18 protein-coding genes are annotated in these 22,869 nt (G+C 71.4%); 5 read left to right on the top strand and 13 right to left on the bottom strand.

Features of this window, described 5'->3' with window-relative positions; all coding sequences use genetic code 11:
* The first annotated feature begins 10 nt into the window (after positions 1-10).
* Positions 11-1,123, top strand: a complete 1,113-nt coding sequence (locus tag Q7W82_RS19020; RefSeq protein WP_242160508.1) for a glycosyltransferase — start codon at positions 11-13, stop codon at positions 1,121-1,123.
* Positions 1,104-2,459 carry an O-antigen ligase gene (locus tag Q7W82_RS19015; RefSeq protein ID WP_242160509.1) on the top strand — a complete coding sequence of 452 codons (1,356 nt, stop codon included), beginning with the start codon at positions 1,104-1,106 and terminating at the stop codon, positions 2,457-2,459. Before Q7W82_RS19020 ends, Q7W82_RS19015 begins: the two co-directional genes overlap by 20 nt.
* 4 nt (positions 2,460-2,463) lie before the next feature.
* Here Q7W82_RS19015 and Q7W82_RS19010 read toward each other — a convergent pair whose 3' ends face one another.
* The gene (locus Q7W82_RS19010; RefSeq protein WP_242160510.1) at positions 2,464-3,405 is read right to left on the bottom strand and encodes an LpxL/LpxP family Kdo(2)-lipid IV(A) lauroyl/palmitoleoyl acyltransferase; all 942 of its coding nucleotides are present in this window, start codon (positions 3,403-3,405) and stop codon (positions 2,464-2,466) included.
* 91 nt (positions 3,406-3,496) lie between these two features.
* Between Q7W82_RS19010 and waaA the strand changes: the two genes are divergently transcribed.
* Positions 3,497-4,816: a lipid IV(A) 3-deoxy-D-manno-octulosonic acid transferase gene (waaA, locus tag Q7W82_RS19005; RefSeq protein WP_242160511.1), complete on the top strand. Its 1,320-nt coding sequence runs from the start codon at positions 3,497-3,499 to the stop codon at positions 4,814-4,816.
* A gap of 406 nt (positions 4,817-5,222) precedes the next feature.
* On the opposite strand, the gene Q7W82_RS19000 is transcribed toward waaA, so the two are convergent.
* From Q7W82_RS19000 to Q7W82_RS18990, 3 genes are all read right to left on the bottom strand, one after another.
* A complete protein-coding gene (locus Q7W82_RS19000) occupies positions 5,223-6,590 on the bottom strand; it encodes a TolC family outer membrane protein (RefSeq protein ID WP_242160512.1) in 1,368 nt (455 codons plus the stop codon).
* An 18-nt stretch (positions 6,591-6,608) separates the two neighbouring features.
* A complete protein-coding gene (locus tag Q7W82_RS18995; RefSeq protein ID WP_242160513.1) occupies positions 6,609-7,268 on the bottom strand; it encodes a protein-L-isoaspartate O-methyltransferase in 660 nt (219 codons plus the stop codon).
* 134 nt (positions 7,269-7,402) lie between these two features.
* Entirely contained in the window at positions 7,403-8,065 is a 663-nt protein-coding gene (locus tag Q7W82_RS18990; RefSeq protein ID WP_242160514.1) for a TetR/AcrR family transcriptional regulator, read from the bottom strand.
* Positions 8,066-8,368: 303 nt separating this feature from the next.
* On the opposite strand from Q7W82_RS18990, the gene Q7W82_RS18985 reads away from it, so the two are divergent.
* The gene (locus Q7W82_RS18985; protein WP_242160515.1) at positions 8,369-11,308 is read left to right on the top strand and encodes a ligand-binding sensor domain-containing diguanylate cyclase; all 2,940 of its coding nucleotides are present in this window, start codon (positions 8,369-8,371) and stop codon (positions 11,306-11,308) included.
* A gap of 171 nt (positions 11,309-11,479) precedes the next feature.
* Here the strand turns inward: Q7W82_RS18985 and leuB are convergent, their stop codons facing one another.
* From leuB to ilvC, 9 genes are all read right to left on the bottom strand, one after another.
* Complete coding sequence (leuB, locus tag Q7W82_RS18980) at positions 11,480-12,541, bottom strand: 3-isopropylmalate dehydrogenase (RefSeq protein WP_242160516.1); 1,062 nt, start codon at positions 12,539-12,541, stop codon at positions 11,480-11,482.
* Positions 12,531-13,109: a 3-isopropylmalate dehydratase small subunit gene (leuD, locus tag Q7W82_RS18975; protein WP_148828555.1), complete on the bottom strand. Its 579-nt coding sequence runs from the start codon at positions 13,107-13,109 to the stop codon at positions 12,531-12,533. Before leuD ends, leuB begins: the two co-directional genes overlap by 11 nt.
* Entirely contained in the window at positions 13,109-13,288 is a 180-nt protein-coding gene (locus tag Q7W82_RS18970) for a hypothetical protein (protein ID WP_242160517.1), read from the bottom strand. The genes leuD and Q7W82_RS18970 overlap by 1 nt, the downstream gene beginning before the upstream one ends.
* A complete protein-coding gene (leuC, locus tag Q7W82_RS18965; protein WP_242160518.1) occupies positions 13,288-14,703 on the bottom strand; it encodes a 3-isopropylmalate dehydratase large subunit in 1,416 nt (471 codons plus the stop codon). The genes Q7W82_RS18970 and leuC overlap by 1 nt, the downstream gene beginning before the upstream one ends.
* 84 nt (positions 14,704-14,787) lie before the next feature.
* Complete coding sequence (locus Q7W82_RS18960; protein ID WP_242160519.1) at positions 14,788-16,347, bottom strand: 2-isopropylmalate synthase; 1,560 nt, start codon at positions 16,345-16,347, stop codon at positions 14,788-14,790.
* Positions 16,344-17,447 carry a threonine dehydratase gene (locus Q7W82_RS18955; protein ID WP_242160520.1) on the bottom strand — a complete coding sequence of 368 codons (1,104 nt, stop codon included), beginning with the start codon at positions 17,445-17,447 and terminating at the stop codon, positions 16,344-16,346. Before Q7W82_RS18955 ends, Q7W82_RS18960 begins: the two co-directional genes overlap by 4 nt.
* A 189-nt stretch (positions 17,448-17,636) precedes the next feature.
* Positions 17,637-17,885, bottom strand: a complete 249-nt coding sequence (locus tag Q7W82_RS18950) for an ACT domain-containing protein (RefSeq protein ID WP_010343388.1) — start codon at positions 17,883-17,885, stop codon at positions 17,637-17,639.
* On the bottom strand, positions 17,869-19,590 hold the full coding sequence (gene ilvG / locus Q7W82_RS18945; protein ID WP_160945345.1) for an acetolactate synthase 2 catalytic subunit: 1,722 nt from the start codon (positions 19,588-19,590) through the stop codon (positions 17,869-17,871). The genes Q7W82_RS18950 and ilvG overlap by 17 nt, the downstream gene beginning before the upstream one ends.
* 43 nt (positions 19,591-19,633) lie before the next feature.
* Complete coding sequence (ilvC, locus tag Q7W82_RS18940) at positions 19,634-20,641, bottom strand: ketol-acid reductoisomerase (RefSeq protein WP_242160521.1); 1,008 nt, start codon at positions 20,639-20,641, stop codon at positions 19,634-19,636.
* 491 nt (positions 20,642-21,132) lie between these two features.
* On the opposite strand from ilvC, the gene ggt reads away from it, so the two are divergent.
* Complete coding sequence (gene ggt / locus Q7W82_RS18935; protein ID WP_242160522.1) at positions 21,133-22,854, top strand: gamma-glutamyltransferase; 1,722 nt, start codon at positions 21,133-21,135, stop codon at positions 22,852-22,854.
* The last annotated feature ends 15 nt before the right edge of the window (positions 22,855-22,869 follow it).

Below are 22,869 nucleotides of genomic sequence, written 5' to 3'. Positions count from 1 at the left end.
CCCGGGTTCGATGCACCGCCTGACCGTGGTGCAGCTGCTGCCGGCGCTGGAGTCCGGCGGCGTCGAGCGCTCCACGCTGGAAATCGCCCAGGCCCTGGTCGATGCGGGGCACCGTGCCCTGGTGGTCTCGGCCGGCGGCCGGCTGCTGCCCGCGCTGGCCGCCACCGGCGCCGAGCACATTGCCCTGGACATCGGCCGCAAATCCTTGCTGACCCTGCGCCACGTGCCGGCGCTGCGGCGCCTGTTCGCGCGCGAGCGCGCCGACATCGTGCACGCGCGCTCGCGGCTGCCGGCCTGGCTGGGCTGGCGTGCGCTGCAGGGCATGCCGGCGGCGCAGCGCCCGCGCCTGGTCACCACCGTGCACGGGCTCAACTCGCCCAGCCGCTACAGCGCGGTGATGACCCGTGGCGAGCGGGTCATCTGCGTATCCGAGACCGTGCGCGCCTACGTGCTGCAGCACTATCCGCAGACCGATCCGGCGCGCCTGCGGGTGGTGCCGCGCGGCATCGATCCGGCGCAGTTCCCGCGCCGGGCCTGGCCCGATGCGCAGGCGCGGGCCTGGGCGGCCAGCCAGGCGCCGGCGCTGGCCGGGAACGGGCCGCTGCTGTTGCTGCCGGGGCGCGGCACCCGCCTGAAAGGCCACGCCGACGCGCTGCGCCTGCTGGCGGCGCTGCGCGGCGACGGCCGCGACGCGCGGCTGTGGCTGCCCGGCGCACGCGAGGCCGGGCGCGAGGCCTACGTGCGCGAACTGGAGGCCGAGGCGGCGACGCTCGGCGTGGCCGACGCGGTGGCGTTCACGCCGCCGACCGCGCGCATCGCCGAGGCCTATGCCGCCAGCGACCTGGTGCTGCAGCTCTCGCGCAAGCCCGAAGCGTTTGGCCGGACCGTGGTCGAGGCGCTGGCGGTCGGGCGGCCGGTGCTGGGCTGGGCGCATGGCGGGGTCGGCGAATTGCTCGCGCAGCTGCAGCCCGCCGGCGCGGTGGCGACCTTCGATGCCCAAGCCCTGCAGACCGCCGCGCGCGCGCTGCTGGCGCAACCTCCGGCGCCGCCGGCGGCGCTCCCCTACACGCTGCAGGCCATGCAGCGCAGTACCTTGGCGATCTATGACGAACTCCGGCCCTGACGGTTCCCTGTCCGCTTCTGCCTTGCCCGAGGTCCGCGAGCGCTGGGCGGCGGTCTGGGTGCTGCTCTTCGTCGCGCTGTGGCCGGCGCCGGGCCTGGCGGCCGGGGTGCTGGCGCTGGGCGCCCTGGTCACCCTGGCGCGCCTGCTGCACAGCCGCTTCCGCGGGGGCGGGCGCCTGCTCAGCGGCCCGGCCTGGGCGCTGACCACGCTGCTGTTCTTCGCCTACTGGCTGCCGCAGCCGTTGTCGGCACTGGGCGCGGTGGACGTGCCGCTGGCCCTGCGCGAATCGGCGGTGGACCTGCGCTTCCTGCCGTTCCTGTGGCTGGTGGCGATGGCGGTGGCGACGCCGCGCGGACGCCGCATCACCTTCAACGGCCTGGCGGCGATCGCCGCGCTCTGGACCGTGGACGCACTGGCGCAGGCGCTGTGCGGCACCAGCCCGCTGTTCTGGTCGATGGACCAGTTGAAGTGGGCAATCAGCCACCACGGCCTGTGCACGCCGCAGGAGATCGCCCTGGCCGATCGTCTCAGCGGCGTGTTCGGCCCGTGCAACCTGAAGTTCGGCCAGGTGCTGGCCAGCGTGTCGCCGTTCCTGTTGTGGGTGGCGGCGCGTCGCGGCGGTGCCTGGGGCTGGCTGCTCGCCGCGGCCGCGGTGGGGGTGGTGCTGGTGCTGGCGGGATCGCGCGCCTCGTGGATCACCTACGCGGTACTGCTGGTGCTGTCGGGCTGGCGCCTGCTCGGCGCGCGCAAGCTGCTGGCGCTGGGCGTGGCCGCGTTGCTGGTGGCCGGGGTGCTGGGCGTGGTGTCGCCGCAGGTGCACGACCGCTTCGAGCGCACCGCGCGCGCGCTCAGCGGGCATCCGGCCGACCTCAATGCGGCGCTGACCGGGCGTGCGCAGATCTGGACCGCGGCCTGGTGCATGATCCGCCAGCACCCGATCAACGGCGTCGGCGTGCGCGGCTTCCGCGAGGCCTACGTCGGGTGCGACCCGGATCCGACCCATGCCGGGGAATGGGGACGCGAGCCGGCGTTCCATGCCCACCAGATCGTGCTCGAAGTGCTCGCCGAGACCGGCGTGATCGGACTGCTGCTGTGGCTGGCCGGTGCCGCGCAGGCATGGCGCGCCTGGCGCTACGCGTCGGCGCAGGCGCGCGAACGTGCGCGGCCGGCGATGCAGGCGTTGCTGATCACGGTGTTCCCGTTCAACACCCACCTGGCGTTCTACTCGTCGTTCTGGGGCGGGCTGACCATGCTGTTGATCGGCCTGTACGCCGGCGCGCTGCTGGCGAACGACCCCGAACCGGGCGAGCGCGCCGACGCCGCGGCGCCGCGCTGAGCGCTCAGCCGCGCTCGTAGAAGTCGCTGCGGCCGCCGGGCTGGCGCTTGAAGCGGCGGTGGATCCACAGGTACTGCGCCGGCGCCTCGCGCACCATCGCCTCGATCGCGGCGTTGACCCGCGCGGTGTCGGCGACCATGTCTTCCGACGGAAAGTCCTCCAGCGGCGGCGCGATGCGCAGGATGTAGTCGGCGCCTTCGCGGCGGTGGAAGTACGGCACCACCGCGCAGCCGGTCAGCCGCGCCAGCTGGTGGGTGGCGGTGATGGTGGCCGCGGGCATGCCGAAGAACGGCACGAACACCGTGTCCTTGCCGCGCATGTCCTGGTCCGGGGCGTACCACAGGAAGCCGCCGCGCTTGAGATGGCGCACACTGCCGCGCAGGTCCTCGTTGGCGAACATGGCGGTGGCGTAGCGCAGGCGCCCGCGCTTGACCGCCCATTCGAACACCGGATTGCGGTGGCGCCGGTACATCCCGGCCAGCGGCACGTACTGGCACAGCAGCCGGCCGCAGATCTCCAGGGTCATGAAGTGGCCCGATACCAGCAGCACGCCGCGGCCCTGCGCCTGCAGCGCCTGCAAGTGTTCCAGGCCTTCGATGCGGGTGCGCCGGCGAATCGCGCCGATGCCGCCCCACCAGGCGCGGGCGAACTCGAACACGCCCACGCCCAGCGCGTCGAAGCTGTCGCGCAGCAGGCGTTCGCGCCAGGCCGCGCTCTGCTCCGGGAAGCACAGTTTCAGATTGACCTCGGCGGCATGCCGGCGGGTCCTGGCCAGGCGCAGCGCCAGCCAGCCGATGCCGCGGCCCAGGGCGCGCTGCAGCAGCCAGGGCAGGCGTGCGGCGATCACCGCCAGGCCGAGCAGCAGCCAGGTGGGCCAGTGGCGGGGCGAGCGCGGCGGCGGTGCGGCGTGGGTCGCGGAGGCGGGCGGAGTGGGAGCGGCAGACATGCGCCAAGTTTAGCCGGGCACGCGCACGGCCGCGTCGGCACGCGCGGCGATCGTCTGCCGCCGCCCGCGCGCAACCGGCTATGCTGTCCGGATGCGCAACGATTTCATCGAGCGGCTGCTGCGCGGCCTGTACTCGGCCGTGCTCTATCTGCTGCTGCCGGTCACCGTCTATCACCTGGTCTGGCGCGGCTTCCGCGTGCGCCAGTACTTCCAGCGCTGGGACGAGCGCTACGCCTCGTATTCGCAGGCGCGCGGGCGCCCGCGGGTCTGGCTGCACGCGGTCTCGGTGGGCGAGGTCAACGTCGCCGCGCCGGTGGTCAATGCGCTGCGCGCGCAGCGCCCGGACATCCGCTGGGTGATCACCACCATCACCCCGACCGGCTCGGAGCGCGTGCGCGCGCTGTGGGGCGATGCCCTGGACCATGTGTATCTGCCCTACGACGTGCCCGGCAGCGTCGGCCGCTTCCTGCAGCATTTCCGCCCCAGCCTGGCGCTGATCCTGGAGACCGAACTGTGGCCGAACATGTTGTTCGGCTGCCGCGACCGCGGCATCCCGGTGTACGTGCTCAATGCGCGGCTGTCGGCGCGTTCGCTGCGCGGCTACCGGGTGCTGCGGCCGTTGATCGGGCGTGCGCTGCGCACCGTCACCTGCGTGGCGGCGCAATCGCAGGAGGACGCCGAGCGCTTCGTCGCCCTGGGCGCGCGCCCCGAGCAGGTGCGTGCGCTGGGTAATCTGAAATTCGACATCGCCGCGCCTGCGCACCTGCCCGACGTCGTCGCCGCGTTCCGTACGCGCGTGCCGGCGACGCGTCCGGTGTGGATCGCCGCCAGTACCCACGATGGCGAGGAGGCGGCGGTGATCGAGATGCATCGGCAGCTGCGCCGGCAGTGGCCGGACGTGCTGCTGCTGTGGGCGCCGCGGCATCCGGAACGTTTCGCCAAGGTCGAGGCGCTGGCGCGCGACCAGGGCTGGCGAGTGGCCACGCGTCGCCAGCAGCAGTGGCCCGGCGCCGACGATGCGGTGTTCGTGATCGATACGCTGGGCGAACTGATGGGCTTCTACGCCTGCGCCCAGGTGGCCTTCGTCGGCGGCAGCCTGCAACCGATCGGTGGGCACAACCTGCTGGAGCCCGCCGCCGTCGGCACGCCGTCGGTCACCGGGCCGCACCTGCACAACTTCTCCGAGATCTCGCGGCGCATGCGCGAGGCCGGCGCGGTGGCCATCTGCGAGGATGCCGGCGCCGTGTGCGCCGCCCTGCAGACCCTGCTGGCCGATGCCGAGGCGCGCAAGCGCATGGCCGAGGCCGGCTGCGCGCTGGTCGAAAACGGCCGCGGCGCGCTGCAGCGGACCCTGCAACTGATCGCGCCGCATCTGCCGCCGCTGGCGGGCGCGGCGAGCGTGGAGGACTGACCTGCGTCGCTCGGGATGCGCGCGGCCGTAGGAGCGGTTTTTGCCGCGACGGCATCCTTTTCGGGTTCCAGGCAGCCGGTTGTGGGGGCGACTTCAGCCGCGGCGCATGACACTCTCCGTTCGCCCATCGCATCCCCTCCCATGGCACGCGTCGGGACTGAAGTCCCTCCCACAGTGCAGCGGGCTGCCGGCGTGTTGCGTCATCGGCCAGGGCGGCGTTCGCTCCGCCAGAGGGAACACCACAGGGGCCACGCTGCATGGCGCGTGTCGCATCGCGACGCGCGCCCCGTAGGAGCGGCTTCAGCCGCGACCCGCGCGCAGGCAGCGGCGCGCCTCCCGCTGCTCCCAAAACAAAAACGGCGGACCCGAAGGCCCGCCGTTTCGGTGTTCGCGCCAGCGAACGCGTTTACTGCGTGCTGTTGGCCGAGTTGAGCTTGGACTCGGCGCTCTGGGTCAGCAGCGCGTTGATCGACTGCACCTCGGCCACGTCCAGCGAGCCGAGCGCCTGGCTCAGCAGCAGGCGGTTCTGCAGGAAGTTGTAGCGCGCCTGTGCGTAGGCCAACTGTGCCTGGTACAGGGTGCGCTGGTTCTGCACCACGTCCAGCACGGTGCGGGTGCCCACTTCCAGGCCGACCTGCGAGGCATCGAACGCCGCCTGTGCCGAGACCACCGCCAGCCGCCGCGCCTCGATCTCGCTGATTCCGGCCACCACCGTCTGGTAGGCGTTGCGGGTGTTGCGGTCGAGCGCGCGCTTCTGCAGCTCGTAGGTGTCCTGGGCGATGTCGCGCTGCGCCAGGGCCTGGCGTACGGCCGACTGGGTGGCGCCGCCGGCGAAGATCGGGATGTTCAGGGTCAGGCCGATGGTGTTGCTGTCGGCACGCGGGGTGCTGCCGCTGCCGGAGACGCTGTCGCCCCAGTTCGCGTCGCGGCCGGCGCTGGCCGACAGGTTCAGCGTCGGCAGGTGCCCGGCGCGTGCCGCCGAGACGCTGGCCTCGGCCGCCTGCACCTGGTACTGGTAGGAACGCAGCGACGGGTTCTTGTCCAGCGCCGAGGCGATCAGGCTGTCGATGTCGCCGCCGGTGGCCGGCAGCTGCGGACGGAAGTCCTCCGGCAGGCCGCGCAGGTCGCGTACCGGCTGGCCGGTGATCTCGGTCAGCGCCTGGTACAGATCCTGCAGCGAGTTGCGTGCGGTGATCGTGTCGGCGCGGGCCTGGTCGTACTCGGCGCGCGCTTCGTGCACGTCGGTGATCGGCGCCAGGCCCACTTCCAGGCGCTTGTCGGCGTAGTCGAACTGCTTCTTGGCGGCGGCTTCGTTGGTCTCGGCGGCGACCAGCGACTCGATCGCCACCAGCACGTTGAAGTAGGCCGCCGAGGTGCGCACGATCAGGTCGTCGTTGGCCGAATCCAGGGTGTAGTCGGCGGCCAGGCTGCGCGCCTTCTGCGCGCGCAGGTTGGAGAACTGCGCGAAGTTGACCAGGGTCTGCTGGCCCTGCACCGCATAGCTGCGGCTCTTGCCGGTGCCGGACAGTTCGCCGCCGCCGCGCTCGACCTCGCTATGGTTGCGCTGCAGCGACGCGCTGCCGTTGATCTGCGGCAGCAACGCGGCGCGCGCCTGCACCTCGCCTTCCTTGTCGTACAGCCGGGTCGATTCCGCGGAGGCCAACTGCGGGTCGCTGTTGCGGGCCATTTCGTAGACTTGCAGCAGGTCCGTGGCGTTGGCGGCCAGCGGAAACAGCGCGGCGGCCAGCGCCAGGACGAGGGATCGGCGGATCATTGCGGCTTCCTTGATGGATCAGAATGTGAACTGGGGGACTGGCGCTGCGCCTCGCAGGTAATACGCCAGGTCGGTTTCGAACAGCGATTCCGTGCGCGGGGCGCCGGCGTCGGCATGCACCAGCACCGCTTCCATGACCGGCGCGCGGCCGCGGATCGCGAACAGGCGTCCGCCGGGGCGCAGCCAGGCCAGGAACTGGGCCGGGATCTCGGTGACCGCGGCGGTGACGCAGACCACGTCGAAACGGCGCTCGCTGTTCCAGGCGAAGGCGTCGGCGGTCTCGATGCGGACGTTGCTGCCCAGGCCGGCGGCGTCCAGGTTGGCGCGCGCGGCGGCGGCCAGGGCCGGCTCGATCTCCAGGCTGACCACCTCGCGGCCGAGTTCGCCCAGGCAGGCGCTGACGAAGCCGCTGCCGGTGCCGATCTCCAGCACGTCCTCGCCCGGCTGCACGTCCAGGGCCTGCAGCATGCGGCCCTCGATGACCGGCTTCATCATGTACTGGCCGTGGCCCAGCGGAATCTCCAGGTCGGCGTAGGCCACGGCGCAGTGCGCCGGCGGCACGAAGGTCTCGCGCGGCAGCCGCGACAGCACGTCGAGCACGCGCAGGTCGAGCACGTCCCAGGGACGGACCTGCTGTTCCACCATCTTTTCGCGGGCTTGGGAGTAGTCGATCGTCATTTCGGGCATCCAACGCGGAGGGCCGGGCATTTTAGCCGGCACGGAGGCCGGGCGTATGCCGCAGCATCGCCGCCGGACGGCCCGGCGCGCAGTGCCGGAAGTCATCGGCGCCGGGGAATGGCCTGGCGGCCGGGCTAGCGCGCCGCATAGGCACGCAGGAAGAAGTCGATGCTGGCCTCGACATGGGCGCGGATCCGGTCCTGGCCGGCGTCGCGGCACAGGCCGCACATCATCAGCGAGTACAACTCGCCCTTGACCAGGCAGAAGAACTGCGAGGCGGCCAGGTTCAGGTCGGCGATGTCCAGTTCGCCGGCGGCGACATGGGCCTGCAGCAGCCTCGCCAGGTCCTGCTGGGTGCGCTTGGGGCCGGCGTTCCAGAACATCTCGCGGACGTGGTCGTCGCCGGTGCCGGGGGTCAGCATCATGCGGTGGGTGGCCATCGCCGCCTCGCTGCTGATCATGGCGAAGAAGGCCAGGCCGATGTCCAGCAACTGGGTGCGCAGGGGCCCCTTCAGCGCGTGCCCGAACAGGTCGTCCGGCAGCAGCGCCTGGCATTGCGCGCGCACCGCCTCGGCGAACAGGGTTTCCTTGTCGCCGTAGTGGCTGTAGACGGTGAGCTTGGAGACGCCGGCGCGGGCGGCGATGCCGTCCATGCTGACCCCGCCGAAGCCCAGTTCGGTGAACATCTCCCGCGCGGCCTCCAGGATCGCGGCACGTTTGCCCATGTCCTTTGGGCGACCGGGCCCGGCGGGACGCGAGGAGGATTTGGCGGAGGCGGCGGGCGATTTGCTGACCATGGTGGCAATACTAGACCAGTCGGTTCGATATTTATACTAGACCCGTGGGTTCATTATTGTGACGCTGCGTTCGGCCGTGTTGCGCGTGAGGCCGGCGGAGGTGTGCCTCGGCCGTCCCTGGGTGGCTCCGGACGTCAGGAAGTCCCTGACATCGGCGGCGAACAGGCGGTGATAGATTAGCCATCTGCCCACAGGGGGTTGCCGCGCGCCGTTGTCGGTGTGATTCGGGAAGGGATGGAACACGGGGATCGGCGTCACGGTAGTCGCGACGGCGCGCATGCGCTGTGTCACTGCGTGGGTGTGATGTTGTGCCTGTTGCTGGCGCTGTGGTGCGCCAGCGTCGTCGCGCGCGCCGCCGAACCGGCCGCGCCGCTGACCGAGCGCGCCGTGCTCGACCGCCCGGTGGTCGCGCGCTGGACCATGGAAGAGGGGCTGCCGCACAACCTGGTGCACGCGTTGGCGCAGGATCGCGACGGCATGATCTGGGTCGGCACCTGGGAAGGCGTGGCGCGTTTCGACGGCCGCGCCTTCACCGTCTTCGATCGGCAGAACACCCCGGGCATGGAGCTGTCGGGGGTGTTCGCGCTGCTCGCCGACGCCGACGGCGGCATGCTGGTCGGCACCGCCTACGACGGCGTGTTCCGCTACGCCGCCGGGCGCTGGGAGCATCTGGGCGATGCGCGCGCGCAGCGGCTGCGGGTCACGGCGATGCTGCGCGACGCCGACGGCGGATTGTGGGTCGGCAGCGAGGACGGCCTGTTCCGGATCGAGGCCGACGGCCGCCTGGTCGACGTTGGTGCCGCCGCGGGGCTGGGCAAGATCCGCATCGCTGCCCTGCTGCGCTACCGCGACGCGGTGCTGGTGGGCACGCCGCAGGGCCTGTTCCGGATGACCGCGCACGGCACGCGGGCGCAGCGCTGGGGCGCGGCAGCGATGCGCACGGCGTCGATCCGGCGCCTGGCGCCCGACCGCCAGGGCGGCCTGCTGGTCGCCAGCGACGAAGGCGTGTTCTGGCTCGGCGCCAACGGCGGCCTGCAATGGCTGCGGCGCGGTCAGCGCGTCGATGCCGCGCTGCAGGACCACGATGGCCAGCTGTGGATGAGCCTGTCCAGCGGGCAACTGCTGCGGCGCGCCTCCAACGGCGCCAGCGAGGAAGTGCTGTCGATCTCCGGCGTGGTCAGCCCGGCGCTGATCGAGGACCACGAGGGCCTGGTGTGGGCCGGCAGTACCGACGGCCTGTTCCGCGTCGCCAAGGGCGATGCCGGCGGCCTGACCCGCCAGGACGGGCTCGGCAGCGACTACGTGCGGGTGGTGCAGCAGAACGCCGATGGCGCGATCTGGATCGGCCATGCCGCCGGCCTCGACCGCTGGCAGGGCGGCCGCATCCGTGCGCTGCGCTTGAGCGAGCGCCCGGGCCGCGATCCCTCCGTGCTGGCGCTGGCCGCCGCCCGCGACGGCGGCATGTGGGTCGGCACCTACGACCAGGGCATCCTGCTGCTGTCGGCCGACGGCAGCATCCGGCAACGCCTGGGCGTGGCCGCGGGCGTGCCGCGGACCATGGTGCGTGCGCTGCTGGCCGATGCCGACGGCGGCCTGTGGATCGGCGGCAACGAGGGACTGCTGTATCGCAAGGGCGAGCGCACGCGGGCCTACGGCACCGCCGAAGGCCTGCCCGGGCGGCAGGTGCAGGCGCTGTACCGCGACCATGCCGGGGTGCTGTGGATCGGCACCAACCAGGGCATCGCCACGCTCGCCGCGGACGGTACGCTGCAGGCGCGGCCGAGCGGCCACGGCTTCCCGGCGCAGAACGCCTTCGATTTCCTGGAAGATGCCGACGGCACCCTGTGGGTCGCCAGCGACCGCGGCCTGCTGCGCCTGCGCGGCGGGCAGTGGCGCATCTACGACCACAGTGTCGGGCTGCCGCGCGACAAGCTGTTCCGGCTGCTCGACGACGGCAACGGCACCCTGTGGGCGAACAGCAATCGCGGCGTGCTGCGCATCGCGCGTGCGCGGCTGGCGGAACTGGACGCCGGCCAGCGCAGCACCCTGGCGGTGGACGTGGTCGACCGCAGCGACGGTATGCCTGGCGGGCAGGGCAACGGTAGCAGTGCGCCGGCGGGCTGGCGCAGCCGCGACGGCATACTGCTGATCCCGACCTCGGCCGGGCTGGCGCTGATCGATCCGGCGCTGCCGAGCCGGCGCAACGTGCGTGCGCCGCCGCTGGTGATCTCCCATGTGCAGGTGGACGGCGTGGCGCAACCACTGCGCGGCGACTACCGCCTGCACGGCGGCGTCGCCCGCCTCGCGATCGGCTATGCCGGGCTGAGCTTCCGCTCGCCGGACAAGGTGCGCTATCGCTATCGCCTGCAGGGATTCGATCGGCAGTGGGTCGACGCCGGCAGCAGCGAGGAAGCGGTCTACACCAACCTGCCGTCGGGCAGCTACCGCCTGGACGTGCAGGCGATGACCAGCCCGCTGGACTGGTCGCGCAGCGAGCGCATCGGCAGTGCCTCGCTGCGCCTGCAACTGGTGCCGCCGTTCTGGGAACGCTGGCCGTTCGTGGTGCTGGTGGCGCTGGGCGCGACCGGCCTGCTCCTGTGGTGGTACCGCGGCCGCAGCCGCCGTTACCGGCGCCGCCAGCGCCGGCTCAACACCATCATCGCCGAGCGCACCCACGAACTGAAGGCGAAGAACCTGGCGTTGAAGCTGGCCAACCTCGAGCGCGAGGACCTGGTGCGCAAGCTCGCCTACCAGGCCGGACACGATGCGCTGACCGGCCTGCCCAATCGGCGCACCGGCGATCCCTACCTCAACGCGGCGCTGGAGCGGGCGCTGAACACGCGCACGCCCCTGTGCGTGGCGCTGCTGGACATCGACCATTTCAAGAAGATCAACGACGCCTACGGCCACGAGATCGGCGACGAGGTGCTGCGCCGGGTCGGCGAGGCGCTGCGCGCCAGCCTCGGCGAGCAGGCCTTCGCCGCGCGCCATGGCGGCGAGGAGTTCCTGCTGGTGCTGCCGGGCCTGGACCAGGAGCCGGCGCACGCGCGCCTGGACGCGTTGCGCCTGCACATCGCCGATCTGGTGCTGCACGACGACCACGGACGCGCGGTGCGCTTCACCGCCAGCATCGGCTTCGCCTGCCTGTCGCCGGCCCTGCGCACCCGCCGCGACCTGCTGGTGCAGGCCGACAAGCGCCTGTACCAGGCCAAGCGCGAAGGCCGCGACCGGGTGATCGGCTAGGGCGGTGAGGCGGCGCAGGCGCGGCGCGTGGTCAGCGCGGTGGCGTGGGATTGCGCAGGGGTGATGACGCAGGCGCCACGCAGGCGCACTGAAGAGAAATGGCGGCGCTCCACACCCGCCGCATCGTCGCGGCGGGCGGGAGGCGGCCGGCGCCAGTGGCGCCGGCGCGGATCAGCCCTGCAGGCGCTGCAGCACCGCCTCGGCCGCGGCCTCGGTGGAGATGCCCTGGCCCGGTGCGGCAAGGTCGGCGGTGAACGCCTGTGCGTCGAGCGCGGCATTGACGGCCTGCTCGATCGCCACGGCTTCGGCTTCCAGACCCAGCGAGTGGCGCAGCAGCAGCGCCGCGCTGAGGATGGTCGCGTAGGGATTGGCGATGCCCTTGCCGGCGATGTCCGGCGCCGAGCCGTGGATCGGCTCGTACAGGCCGATGCGGCCTTCGCCCAGCGAGGCCGACGGCAGCAGCCCCAGCGAGCCGGCCAGCATCGAGGCTTCGTCGGTGAGGATGTCGCCGAACATGTTCTCGGTGACGATCACGTCGTACTCGCGCGGCTTGGCCAGCAGGTGCATGGCCATCGAATCGACCAGTTGGTGTTCCAGGCGCACGTCGGGGAATTCCTCGCGGCCGATCCGCGCGGCGACGTCGCGCCACAGCCGCGAGGTTTCCAGCACGTTGGCCTTGTCCACCGAGACCACGTGGTTGCGGCGCTGCCGGGCCAGGCGGAACGCGCTGCGCAGCACCCGCTCGATCTCCGCGACGGTGTAGCGGCACAGGTCGCTGGCGTCGCTGGGGCTGCGGGTCTTGTCGCCGAAGTAGATGCCGCCGGTCAGTTCGCGCACCACCACGATGTCCACGCCCTGCAGCAGGTGCGGCTTGATCGGCGAGGCGTCCAGCGCCGCCGGGTGCGGCTTGACCGGGCGCAGGTTGGCGAACAGGCCCAGGCCGCGGCGGATCGCCAGCAGGCCCTGCTCGGGGCGTACCTTGGCGTTCGGGTCGGACCACTTGGGTCCGCCGACCGCGCCCAGCAGCACCGCGTCGGCGCGCTGGCAGGCGGTCAGCGTCGCCGCCGGCAACGGCTCGCCGTGGCGGTCGATGGCGATGCCGCCGATGTCGTGCTCCTGGAACTGGAAGTCGTGGCCATGGCGCGCGGCCACGGCGCGCAGCACCGCGACCGCGGCGGCGGCGACTTCCGGACCGATGCCGTCGCCGGGCAGGACGACGATGTCAGCGTGCATGGGTGGCCTCGTAGCGTTCGATGTCGGGTTGGCGCAGCAACAGGTAGCCCATCTCGTCCACGCCCTCGAGCAGACAGGTCTGCGAGAACGCGTCGAGCGGGAAGGCGTAGACGCGGCCGTCGGGCGTGCGCAATTCGCGCGCGGCCACGTCCACGGTCAGCGCGTCGTCCGGGCGCTGCATCAGCGTCTGCACGTCGTCCTCGGCCAGCACGATCGGCAGCAGGCCGTTCTTGAGGCTGTTGTTGCGGAAGATGTCGGCGATCTCGCTGCTGACGATGGCGCGCAGGCCCAGGTCGGTCAGCGCCCACGGCGCATGCTCGCGCGAGGAGCCGCAGCCGAAGTTGCGCCCGGCCAGCAGGATCTGGCGGCCGGCGTTGTGCGCCTGGTTGAAGGCGAACTCCGGGTTCGGCGTGCCGTCGGCCTGCCAGCGCCAGTCGTTGAAGGCGTGACGGCCGAGGCCGGCGCGTTCGGTGGTGGACAGGAACCGTGCCGGGATGATCTGGTCGGTGTCGATGTTGGTCTGGCGCAGCACCACGCTGCGCGAGGTGAGGGTGGCGAAGCCGGCCATCACGGGGTCTCCTGGGAAGCGACGGCGTCGGGGGCGGGCGCCGCGGCGTCGGCCGCCAGCGGCAGTGCCGCGGGCGGCACATGCGGCGGCAGCAGCGGCTGATGGCGGTGCGCGAAAGCGCGGGTGGTGGTGGCGACGAAGGTCAGCGTGGCCGCGAACGCGGCAATGTGCGATGCCATCACGCGACCTCCGCGAACAGCGCGCGCGGATCGCTGACCCGGCCGTTCACCGCGGCCCAGGCCGCGGTCAGCGGCGAGGCCAGCAGGGTGCGCGAGCCCGGGCCCTGGCGGCCTTCGAAATTGCGGTTGCTGGTGCTCACCGCCAGCTGTCCCGGCGCCACCAGGTCGCCGTTCATGGCGATGCACATGGAGCAGCCCGACTCGCGCCATTCCGCACCGGCCGCGCGCACCACCTCGTGGATGCCCTCGGCCTCGGCCTGGCGCTTGACGATCTCCGAGCCCGGCACCACCAGCATGCGCACGTGCGGCGCCACCTTGCGGCCGCGCAGCACCTGCGCCACGTCGCGCATGTCGCTGAGCCGGCCGTTGGTGCAGGAGCCGACGAACACCACGTCCACCGGCGTGCCGATCAGCGCATGTCCGGCTTCCAGGTGCATGTAGTGCAGGCCCTTTTGCGCCGCCGGATCCTGCGCGGCCGGGATCGGCACGTCCACCGCGATCGCGGTGCCGGGGTGGGTGCCCCAGGTCAGGGTCGGGCGGATGTCGCGCGCGTCGATGCGCACCTCGGCGTCGAAGCGCGCGCCGGGATCGCTTTGCAACTGCGACCAGCGCTGCACGGCGGCCTCGAAGTCGGCCCCCTTGGGGCCGCGCGGGGTCTTGGCGACCCAGTCGAAGGTGACCTGGTCCGGCGCGACCATGCCGGCGCGTGCGCCGGCCTCGATCGACATGTTGCACAGGGTCATGCGCTGTTCCATGTCCATCGCGGCGATGGTGGAACCGCGGTACTCCAGCACGTGGCCGGTGCCGCCGTTGACCCCGATCACGCCGATGATGTGCAGGATCACGTCCTTGGCGCCGACGCCCGGCGCCAGCGGTCCGTCGACGGTGATCGCCATGGTCTTGGCCTTGCGCTGCAGCAGGCACTGCGTGGCCAGCACGTGGCCGACCTCGCTGGTGCCGATGCCGAACGCCAGCGCGCCGAACGCGCCATGCGTGGAGGTGTGGCTGTCGCCGCAGACGATGGTCATGCCGGGCTGGGTGAAGCCCTGCTCCGGCGCGATCACGTGGACGATGCCGCGGTTGTCCGAGCCCATGTCGAACAGTTCGATGCCGTAGTCGGCGCAGTTGCGCGCGAGCATGTCCACCTGCGCCTCGGAGGCCGGGGTGTAGTACGGCAGCTTGCCGTCGGCGCCGCGCGGCAGGGTCGGCGTGGAGTGGTCCATGGTCGCCTTGGTGCGGTCCGGCCGGCGCGGCGTCAGGCCGCGCGCCTTGAGCTCGGTGAACGCCTGCGGCGAGGTCACTTCGTGGATCAGGTGCAGATCGATGTACAGCACTGCCGGGGCGGCGGAGCTTTCGGGGACGACGACGTGCGCGTCCCACAGTTTGTCGTACAGGGTGCGGGGAGTGGCGGACATTGCGGAACTACCTGGCAGGAAAGCTGGGCGGGAAGGACGGGCGAAGGCGAGCGTGCACCACGACGATGACCGTGCGGTGGCGGCTCAGGCCAGCGCGTCGGCGATGCCGGCCGGCGCGCCCTGGCGCTGCCGCAGCACGCGGTTGGCCACGTCCAGCCAGGCCAGCGCGCTGGCCTCGATGATGTCGCGGCTGGTGCCGGTGCCGTCGTACTCGACCTCGCCATGGCGCACGCTGAGGTTGGCCTCGCCGCGCGCGTCGGCGCCGATGCCGACGCTGTGCACCTGGTAGCTGTCCAGCACCAGCTGCACGCCGGTGGCCGCCGACAGGGCGGCGAACAGCGCGTCCACCGGGCCGTCGCCCTCGGCGCGCTCGCTGACCCGCTGGCCATCCGGATCGGACAGCTCGACCTGCGCGCTGGCGCGCTGGCCGCGGTCGCTGACGGTCATCGACGACAGGCGGTAGCCCTGGCTTTCCGGCGCGTCCTGCATCATCGCCTGCAGGTCGGCGTCGTTGACCACGCGCTGCTGTTCGCACAGCGCCTTGAACGCGTCGAAGGCGATGTTCAGTTCGGCTTCGTCCAGCACGTAGCCCAGCGCGCGCAGACGCTGCTCGACCGCGGCGCGGCCGCTGTGGCGGCCCAGCACCATCTGCGAGGACTCCCAGCCCACGTCTTCGGGGCGCATGATCTCGTAGGTGCCGCGGTGGCGCAGCATGCCGTGCTGGTGGATGCCCGACTCGTGGGCGAAGGCGTTGCCGCCGACGATCGCCTTGTTGCGCTGCACCGGCATGCCGACCAGGCGCTGCAGCAACTGCGAGGTGGCGACGATGCGCGGGGTGTGGATCGCGGTGTCCAGTTCGTAGAACGCGTTGCGCACCTTCAGCGCCATCGCGATCTCTTCCAGCGCGCAGTTGCCGGCACGCTCGCCGATGCCGTTGATGGTGCATTCCACCTGCCGCGCGCCGCCTTCCACCGCGGCCAGCGAGTTGGCCACGGCCAGGCCCAGGTCGTTGTGGCAGTGGGTGCTGAAGACCACGCGGTCGGCACCGGGGACGCTGGCGATGATCCGCGAGAACATGCCGCGGATCTCTTCCGGGGTGGTGAAGCCGACCGTGTCGGGCAGGTTGATGGTGGTGGCGCCGGCGGCGATCGCGACGCTGGCGACCTCGGCCAGGAAATCCTCCTCGGTGCGGGTGGCGTCCTCGGCCGAGAACTCCACGTCGTCCACGTACTGGCGCGCCAGCGCCACGTGCTTGCGCACCGATTCCAGCACCTGCTCGCGGCTCATCCGCAGCTTGTGCTCGCGGTGCAGCGGGCTGGTCGACAGGAACACGTGCAGGCGCGGATTGGCCGCCGCTTCCAGTGCCCGCGCCGAGGTCTCGATGTCGGCGGCCAGGCAGCGCGACAGCACCGCCAGGGTCGGCGTGCGCAGCTCGCGGCCGATCAACGCCATCGCCTCGCGGTCGGACTGCGAACTGGCCGGGAAGCCGGTCTCGATGATGTCCACGCCCAGCTCGGCCAGGGCGCGCGCCATCACCAGCTTCTGCGGCGGGGTCATGCTGCAGCCGGGGGATTGCTCGCCGTCGCGCAGGGTGGTGTCGAAAATGCGGATGCGGGGGGTCTGGGAAGAAATGGAAGTGTTCACCAGATGGGTTCCTCTACGGCGGCGGTGGCTTGCGGATGGGGATGCGGGGACGACGCGATGCGGGCAGGAGCGGGCGGGGCGGGACGTTGGCTGCGAAGTCGCTCGGCGCTGCGGCGGCGCGGCTTGCGCGGCGGGCGCGGGCGCACCTCCGACAGCAGCGTCGCCAGCACGCCGGCGTCGATGTTGCCGCCGGACACCACCGCGCACTTGCGCTTGCCGGCGACGCGGCGCCCGGCCGCCAGGGCCAGCGCGCCGGCGCCCTCGGCGATGACGTGCTCCTCCAGCGCCAGGCGGACCAGCGTTTCGCGCAGTTCCGCCTCGCGCACGATCACCACGTCGTCGAGCAGGCTGGCGCACAGCCGGCGGGTGATGAACCCGGGGATTTTAACCTTGACGCCGTCGGCCAGGGTGGGGACGGGATCCACGGCGCGGATGTCGCCGCGGATCGCCCGCGCCATCGAATCCACGCCCTCGACCTGCGCGCCGACCACGCGCACGCCCTGCGAGCGCAGCGCCAGGGCCACGCCGGAGGCCAGGCCGCCGCCGCCGATCGGCACGATCACCACGTCCGGGGCGTGCGCGGCCAGCTCGATGCCGACGGTGCCCTGGCCGGCGATCACGTCCGGGTCGTCGAAGGCGGACAGGAACCGGTAGCCGTTCTGCTCGGCCAGGTCGCGGGCGAAGGCGAAGGCCTCGTCGTAGCTGTTGCCGTGCTGGCGCACGGTGGCGCCCCAGTGCGCGACGCCGGCGATCTTGGTCTGCGGCGCGCCGTGCGGCATCACCGTGATGGCCTGCACGCCCAGGCGGTGCGCGGCCCAGGCCACGCCCTGCGCGTGGTTGCCGGCGGAGGCGCAGATCACCGCGCGCTCGTCGCCGCGTTCCAGCCCGGCCAGCAACGCATTGAGCGCGCCGCGGACCTTGTAGGAACCGGTGCGCTGCAGGTTTTCCAGCTTCAGCCAGACGCCGAAGCGCTCGGCGTAATGCACCGGCGTCGGCGGCAGGTAGCGGCGCAACCGCGCCTGCGCGGCCAGCACGTCGGCGACGCTGACGGCGACGTGGCCTACATCCGGCTCCTGCGCAGGGCGACCGGCATCAGACATGGTAGGGCCGGGAGTGGGGAGTGGGGAGTGGGGATTCGCAGCGGGAATCCTGGGCGCGAGCGCGAAGAAGTGACCTCCATGGAAGAAGGCGCCTCCGCATGGTCGGGTGGCGTTGACGCGTCATGACAGCGACGACCGTGCGGCCGCCTGCTGCGAATCCCGATTCCCCCCTCCCCGATCCCGGCCCCATCACGCCACCCCATCCAGCGCGGTCACGCGCACCGATTCGCAGTCATAGACCTTCTCCATCTGCAGGCGCAGGGTCTCGCCAGGGCGGTTGCCGTCCACCACCAGTTGCAGGTGCCAGCGGCCGGCGTCCTCGGCCACCGGCGCGCCGCTGATCGAGATCGGCGCGAAGCCGCGGCGTTCGGCCATGCCGATCGCGCGCAGCAAGGCGCCGTCGATCGGTTTCAGCACCAGGTCAAGCTGGTAACGCATGTGTCGTCTCCTGGCGCTGGGCGGCGGGATTGCTTTCCAGCATGGTGCTGTTGGCGGTGTTCGGCGGCACCAGCGGCCACACGTTGGCGCGTGCGTCGATGGCCACGTGCAGCAGCGCCGGGCCCGGCTGCGCCAACAGCTCGGCCAGCGCGTCCTCGACCTGACCACGCGCGGTGATGCGCTTGGCCGGGATGCCGAACACCTGTGCCAGCGCGGCGAAATCCGGGTTGTCGGACAGGTCGATCTCGCTGTAGCGCTCGGCGAAGAACAGTTCCTGCCACTGCCGCACCATGCCCAGCGAACTGTTGTCCAGCAGCACGATCTTCACCGGCAGCTTGCAGCGGGCGATGGTGACCAGCTCCTGCACGTTCATCATGAAGCTGCCGTCGCCGCTGACCAGCACCACGGTGCGGTCCGGGCAGGCGAACTGCGCGCCCATCGCCGCCGGCAGGCCGAAGCCCATGGTGCCCAGCGCGCCGCTGGTCAGGTGATTGCGCGGGTGGTTGAAGCGGCAATGCTGGGCGACCCACATCTGGTGCTGGCCGACATCGCAGGCGATCACGGTGTCGGCCGGGGCCAGTTCGCTCAGCCGCTTCAGCAGGCCGGGCGCGTAGATGTCCTGCCCGGGCGCGTCGTAGCGCGCGCCGAACTTCTCGCGGTGGCCGACGCAACGGGCGTGCCAGGCCTCGCAGGTGCTGGTCGCCGCGGCCAGCGCGCGCAGCGATTGCGCCACGTCGCCGGGCACGGCGATGTCGGCCTGGCGCAGCTTGGAGATCTCGCAGGCGTCGGCGTCCAGGTGGATGACCCGCGCGAACGGCGCGAATTCGGCCAGCTTGCCGGTGGCGCGGTCGTCGAAGCGGGCGCCGACCACGATCAGCAGGTCCGACTCCTGCACCGCCATGTTGGCGGCGCGGGTGCCGTGCATGCCCAGCATGCCCAGGTAATGCGGGTGCGCGTGCGGCAGCGCACCCAGGCCGCGCAGGGTCAGCACGGTGGGGATGCGGGTGGCCTCGACGAACTGGCGGAACGCTTCCACCGCATCGCCCAGGGCGATGCCGCCGCCGCCGTAGATCACCGGCTTCTCGGCACCGGCGATCGCCGCCAGCGCCTCGGCCAGCACCGCGTCCTGCGGCGCCGGCGGGGTCGGCACTTCCGCCGGCACGTGCGCGGGCAGATGCGTGGCATCGGCCAGTTGCACGTCCTTAGGCAGGTCGATCAGCACCGGGCCCGGCCGCCCTTCGCGGGCGATGCGGAACGCGTCGCGCAGCACCTGCGGCAGGTCGTCCACGTGCCGCACCAGGAAGCTGTGCTTGACGATCGGCAGGGTCAGCCCGAACACGTCCAGTTCCTGGAACGCGTCGGTACCCAGCAGCGGCGTGGCGACCTGCCCGGTCAGGCAGATCATCGGCACCGAGTCGAGCATCGCATCGGCGATGCCGGTGACCAGGTTGGACGCGCCCGGACCGGACGTGGCGACGCACACGCCGACCCGCCCGCTGGCGCGGGCGTAGCCGTTGGCGGCCAGCGCCGCGCCCTGCTCGTGGCGGACCAGGATGTGCTTGAGCTGGCTGTCTACCAGCGCGTCGTAGAACGGCATGATGGTGCCGCCCGGATAGCCGAACAGCGTGTCCACGCCTTCGGCTTCCAGGGCCTGCGTCAGCCAGCGCGCGCCGTTGCGGGGCGTGCCGTGAGCGGAGGAGTTCATACGGTGGCGACCTTTCGGTGGAAGCGGGTGGGGGAGCCGCGGGTTACGCGGCCTTGGTGCCGCCGGCGGCCGGGGCGGCAGCGGCGTCGCCGTTGAGCCACACCATCTTGGCGCGCAGCTGCTTGCCGACCGTTTCGATGGGGTGGTCCAGGTCGGCCTGCTTGAACTTCGTGTAGTTCGGCAGGCCAGCGTCGTACTCGGCCACCCAGTTCTTGGTGAAGGTGCCGTTCTGGATGTCGGTCAGCACGTCGCGCATGCGCTCCTTGGTCGCCGCGTCGATCACCCGCGGGCCGCTGACGTAGTCGCCGTACTGCGCGGTCTCGGAGACGAACTCGAGCATGCGGGTGATGCCGCCTTCGTAGAACAGGTCGACGATCAGCTTCAGTTCGTGCAGCACTTCGTAGTAGGCGATTTCCGGCTGGTAGCCGGCTTCCACCAGCACTTCGAAGCCGGCCTGCACCAGCGACGAGGCGCCGCCGCACAGCACGGCCTGCTCGCCGAACAGGTCGGTCTCGGTCTCTTCCTTGAAGGTGGTCTTGATCAGGTTGGCGCGCGCGCCGCCCAGGCCGGCGGCGTACTCCAGCGCGAACTGCTCGGCCTTGCCGCTCTTGTCCTGGTACACCGCCCAGATGCACGGCACGCCGCGGCCGATCTCGTACTCGCGGCGCACCAGCGCGCCCGGACCCTTCGGCGCGACCAGCACCACGTCCAGGTCGGCGCGCGGCTTGATCATGTCGAAGTGCACGTTCAGGCCATGCGCGAACAGCAGGCAGGCGCCCTGCTTCATGTTCGGCGCCAGCACCTCCTCGTACAGCTTCTTCTGCACCATGTCCGGGGTCAGCACCGCGACCAGGTCGGCGTCCTTCACCGCCTCGGCGGGGCTTTTCACCACGAAGCCGTCGGCCTGCGCCTTGGCTTCGGTCGGGCCGCCGGCACGCAGGCCGATGGTGACGTCGAAGCCGGACTCGCGCAGGTTCAGCGCGTGCGCGCGGCCCTGGCTGCCGTAACCGACGATGGCGATCTTGGTGGTGGGCTGGGCGGAACTGGTCATGGGGCGGATGTCCTTGAACGGTGTTGGAGTGAAGGGGGGTCTTGCATTCGCGGTCACTGAAACGAAAAACCCCGCGCCGTTGCCGGTGCGGGGTCTGATCGAATCCTGGCTGCTTGTCGCTTACACGCCGGTTCGTCCCGCACTTGTGGGCGAGGTAATAAGCACGAGTACGAGGAGCGACGCCGCAGCGTCCGCGCGCAGGGCGGCGGGCTGGAGGGTCGACTTCGGGCGGGTGTGGCGCTGCAACATGCAGCGAGATAACCATGGGCTTTGCGCGACTGTCAACTGTGTTGCGGGCCTGCGTGGGCGAATGTGCCGAAAGCCGCGCCAGTGCTGCTTGGTTACGCATGAAACGGAGGGGGCGCAGGCGGCGAACAGCGCCAATTGCGCGGAAATCCGGCCGTCGCGACGGCGCGATGTGCCCGCCTGCGCGGCGGCGCCGGCCGCACTCGGGTACGGTGGGCGTTCCCTGTTCTTCCGGAGAGCCGCGCATGTCCGTTTCGCTTCCTTCCCTGGCGCGCCTGGCGCTCGCGCTGGCGCTGGCGACGTCGGTGCCGGCGCAGGCCGCCGACCGCATCACCGGCCAGCCGTTCGCGACCCGCTCGGAAGTGATCGCCCCGCACGCCATGGCCGCCACCTCGCAGCCGCTGGCCACGCAGATCGCGCTGCAGACCCTGCACGACGGCGGCTCGGCGGTGGATGCGGCGATCGCCTCCAACGCCGCGCTGGGGCTGATGGAGCCGACCGGCAACGGCGTCGGCGGCGACCTGTTCGCCATCGTCTGGGATCCGAAGACGCAGAAGCTGTACGGCTACAACGGCTCCGGGCGCTCGCCGAAGGCGCTGACCCTGGCCGAGTTCCAGCGCCGCGGGCTGACGGAGATCCCGGCCACCGGCCCGCTGCCGGTCTCGGTGCCCGGCGCGGTCGACGGCTGGTTCGCGCTGCACGAGCGTTTCGGGCGCAGGACGATGGCGCAGGACCTGGCCCCGGCGATCCGCTACGCCCGCGACGGCCATCCCGTCGCCGAGACCATCGCCTACTACTGGGACCGCTCGGTGCCGCGGCTGTCGCAGTACCCCGGCTTCAAGGAGCAGTTCACCATCGACGGCCGCGCCCCGCGCAAGGGCGAGCTGTGGAAGAACCCGAATCTGGCCAACACCTTGCAGCAGATCGCCGACGGCGGCCGCGACGCGTTCTACAAGGGACCGATCGCGCGCACCATCGATGCCTACTTCAAGGCCAATGGCGGCTTCCTGCGCTACGAGGACCTGGCCAGCCACCACGGCGAATGGGTGGAACCGGTGTCCACCAACTACCGCGGCTACGACGTGTGGGAACTGCCTCCCAACAGCCAGGGCATCGCCGCGCTGCAGATGCTCAACATCCTGGAAGGCTACGACTTCTCCAAGATCCCGTTCGGCTCGGCCGAGCACGTGCACCTGTTCACCGAGGCGAAGAAGCTGGCCTTCGCCGACCGCGCGCGCTTCTACGCCGACCCGGCGTTCCAGCCGGCGCCGTTGGCGCGGCTGATCTCCAAGGACTACGCCGCGCAGCGGCGTGCGCTGATCTCGATGGACCGCGCGCTCAAGGAAGTGCAGCCGGGCACGCCGAAGCAACTGGAGGAGGGCGACACCATCTACCTGACCGTCGCCGATGCCGACGGCATGATGGTGTCGCTGATCCAGTCCAACTACCGGGGCATGGGCAGCGGCATGGCGCCGCCGGGGCTGGGCTTCATCCTGCAGGACCGCGGCGAGATGTTCGTGCTGCAGAAGGACCATCCCAACGGCTACGCGCCGGGCAAGCGTCCGTTCCAGACCATCATCCCCGCGTTCGTGACCAAGGACGGCAAGCCGTGGCTGAGCTTCGGCGTGATGGGCGGGGCGATGCAGCCGCAGGGACACGTGCAGATCCTGATGAACCTCATCGATTTCCACATGAACCTGCAGGAGGCCGGCGACGCGCCGCGGATCCAGCACGACGGCTCCACCGAGCCGACCGGGCAGGCCACGGCGATGCGCGACGGCGGCGAGCTGAACCTTGAGACCGGCTTTGCCTACGACACCATCCGCGAGTTGATGCGCAAGGGCCACCGGGTGATCTTCGCCGACGGCCCGTACGGCGGTTACCAGGCGATCGCGCGCGACCCGGACAGCGGCGTGTACTATGGCGCCTCGGAAAGCCGCAAGGACGGGCAGGCCGCCGGCTACTGAGGCCGGCCGCGCGCG

The sequence above is a fragment of the Xanthomonas indica genome, from assembly GCF_040529045.1.
GTDB lineage: Bacteria > Pseudomonadota > Gammaproteobacteria > Xanthomonadales > Xanthomonadaceae > Xanthomonas_A > Xanthomonas_A indica.
This window is presented reverse-complemented; position numbering and strand designations above follow the sequence as displayed.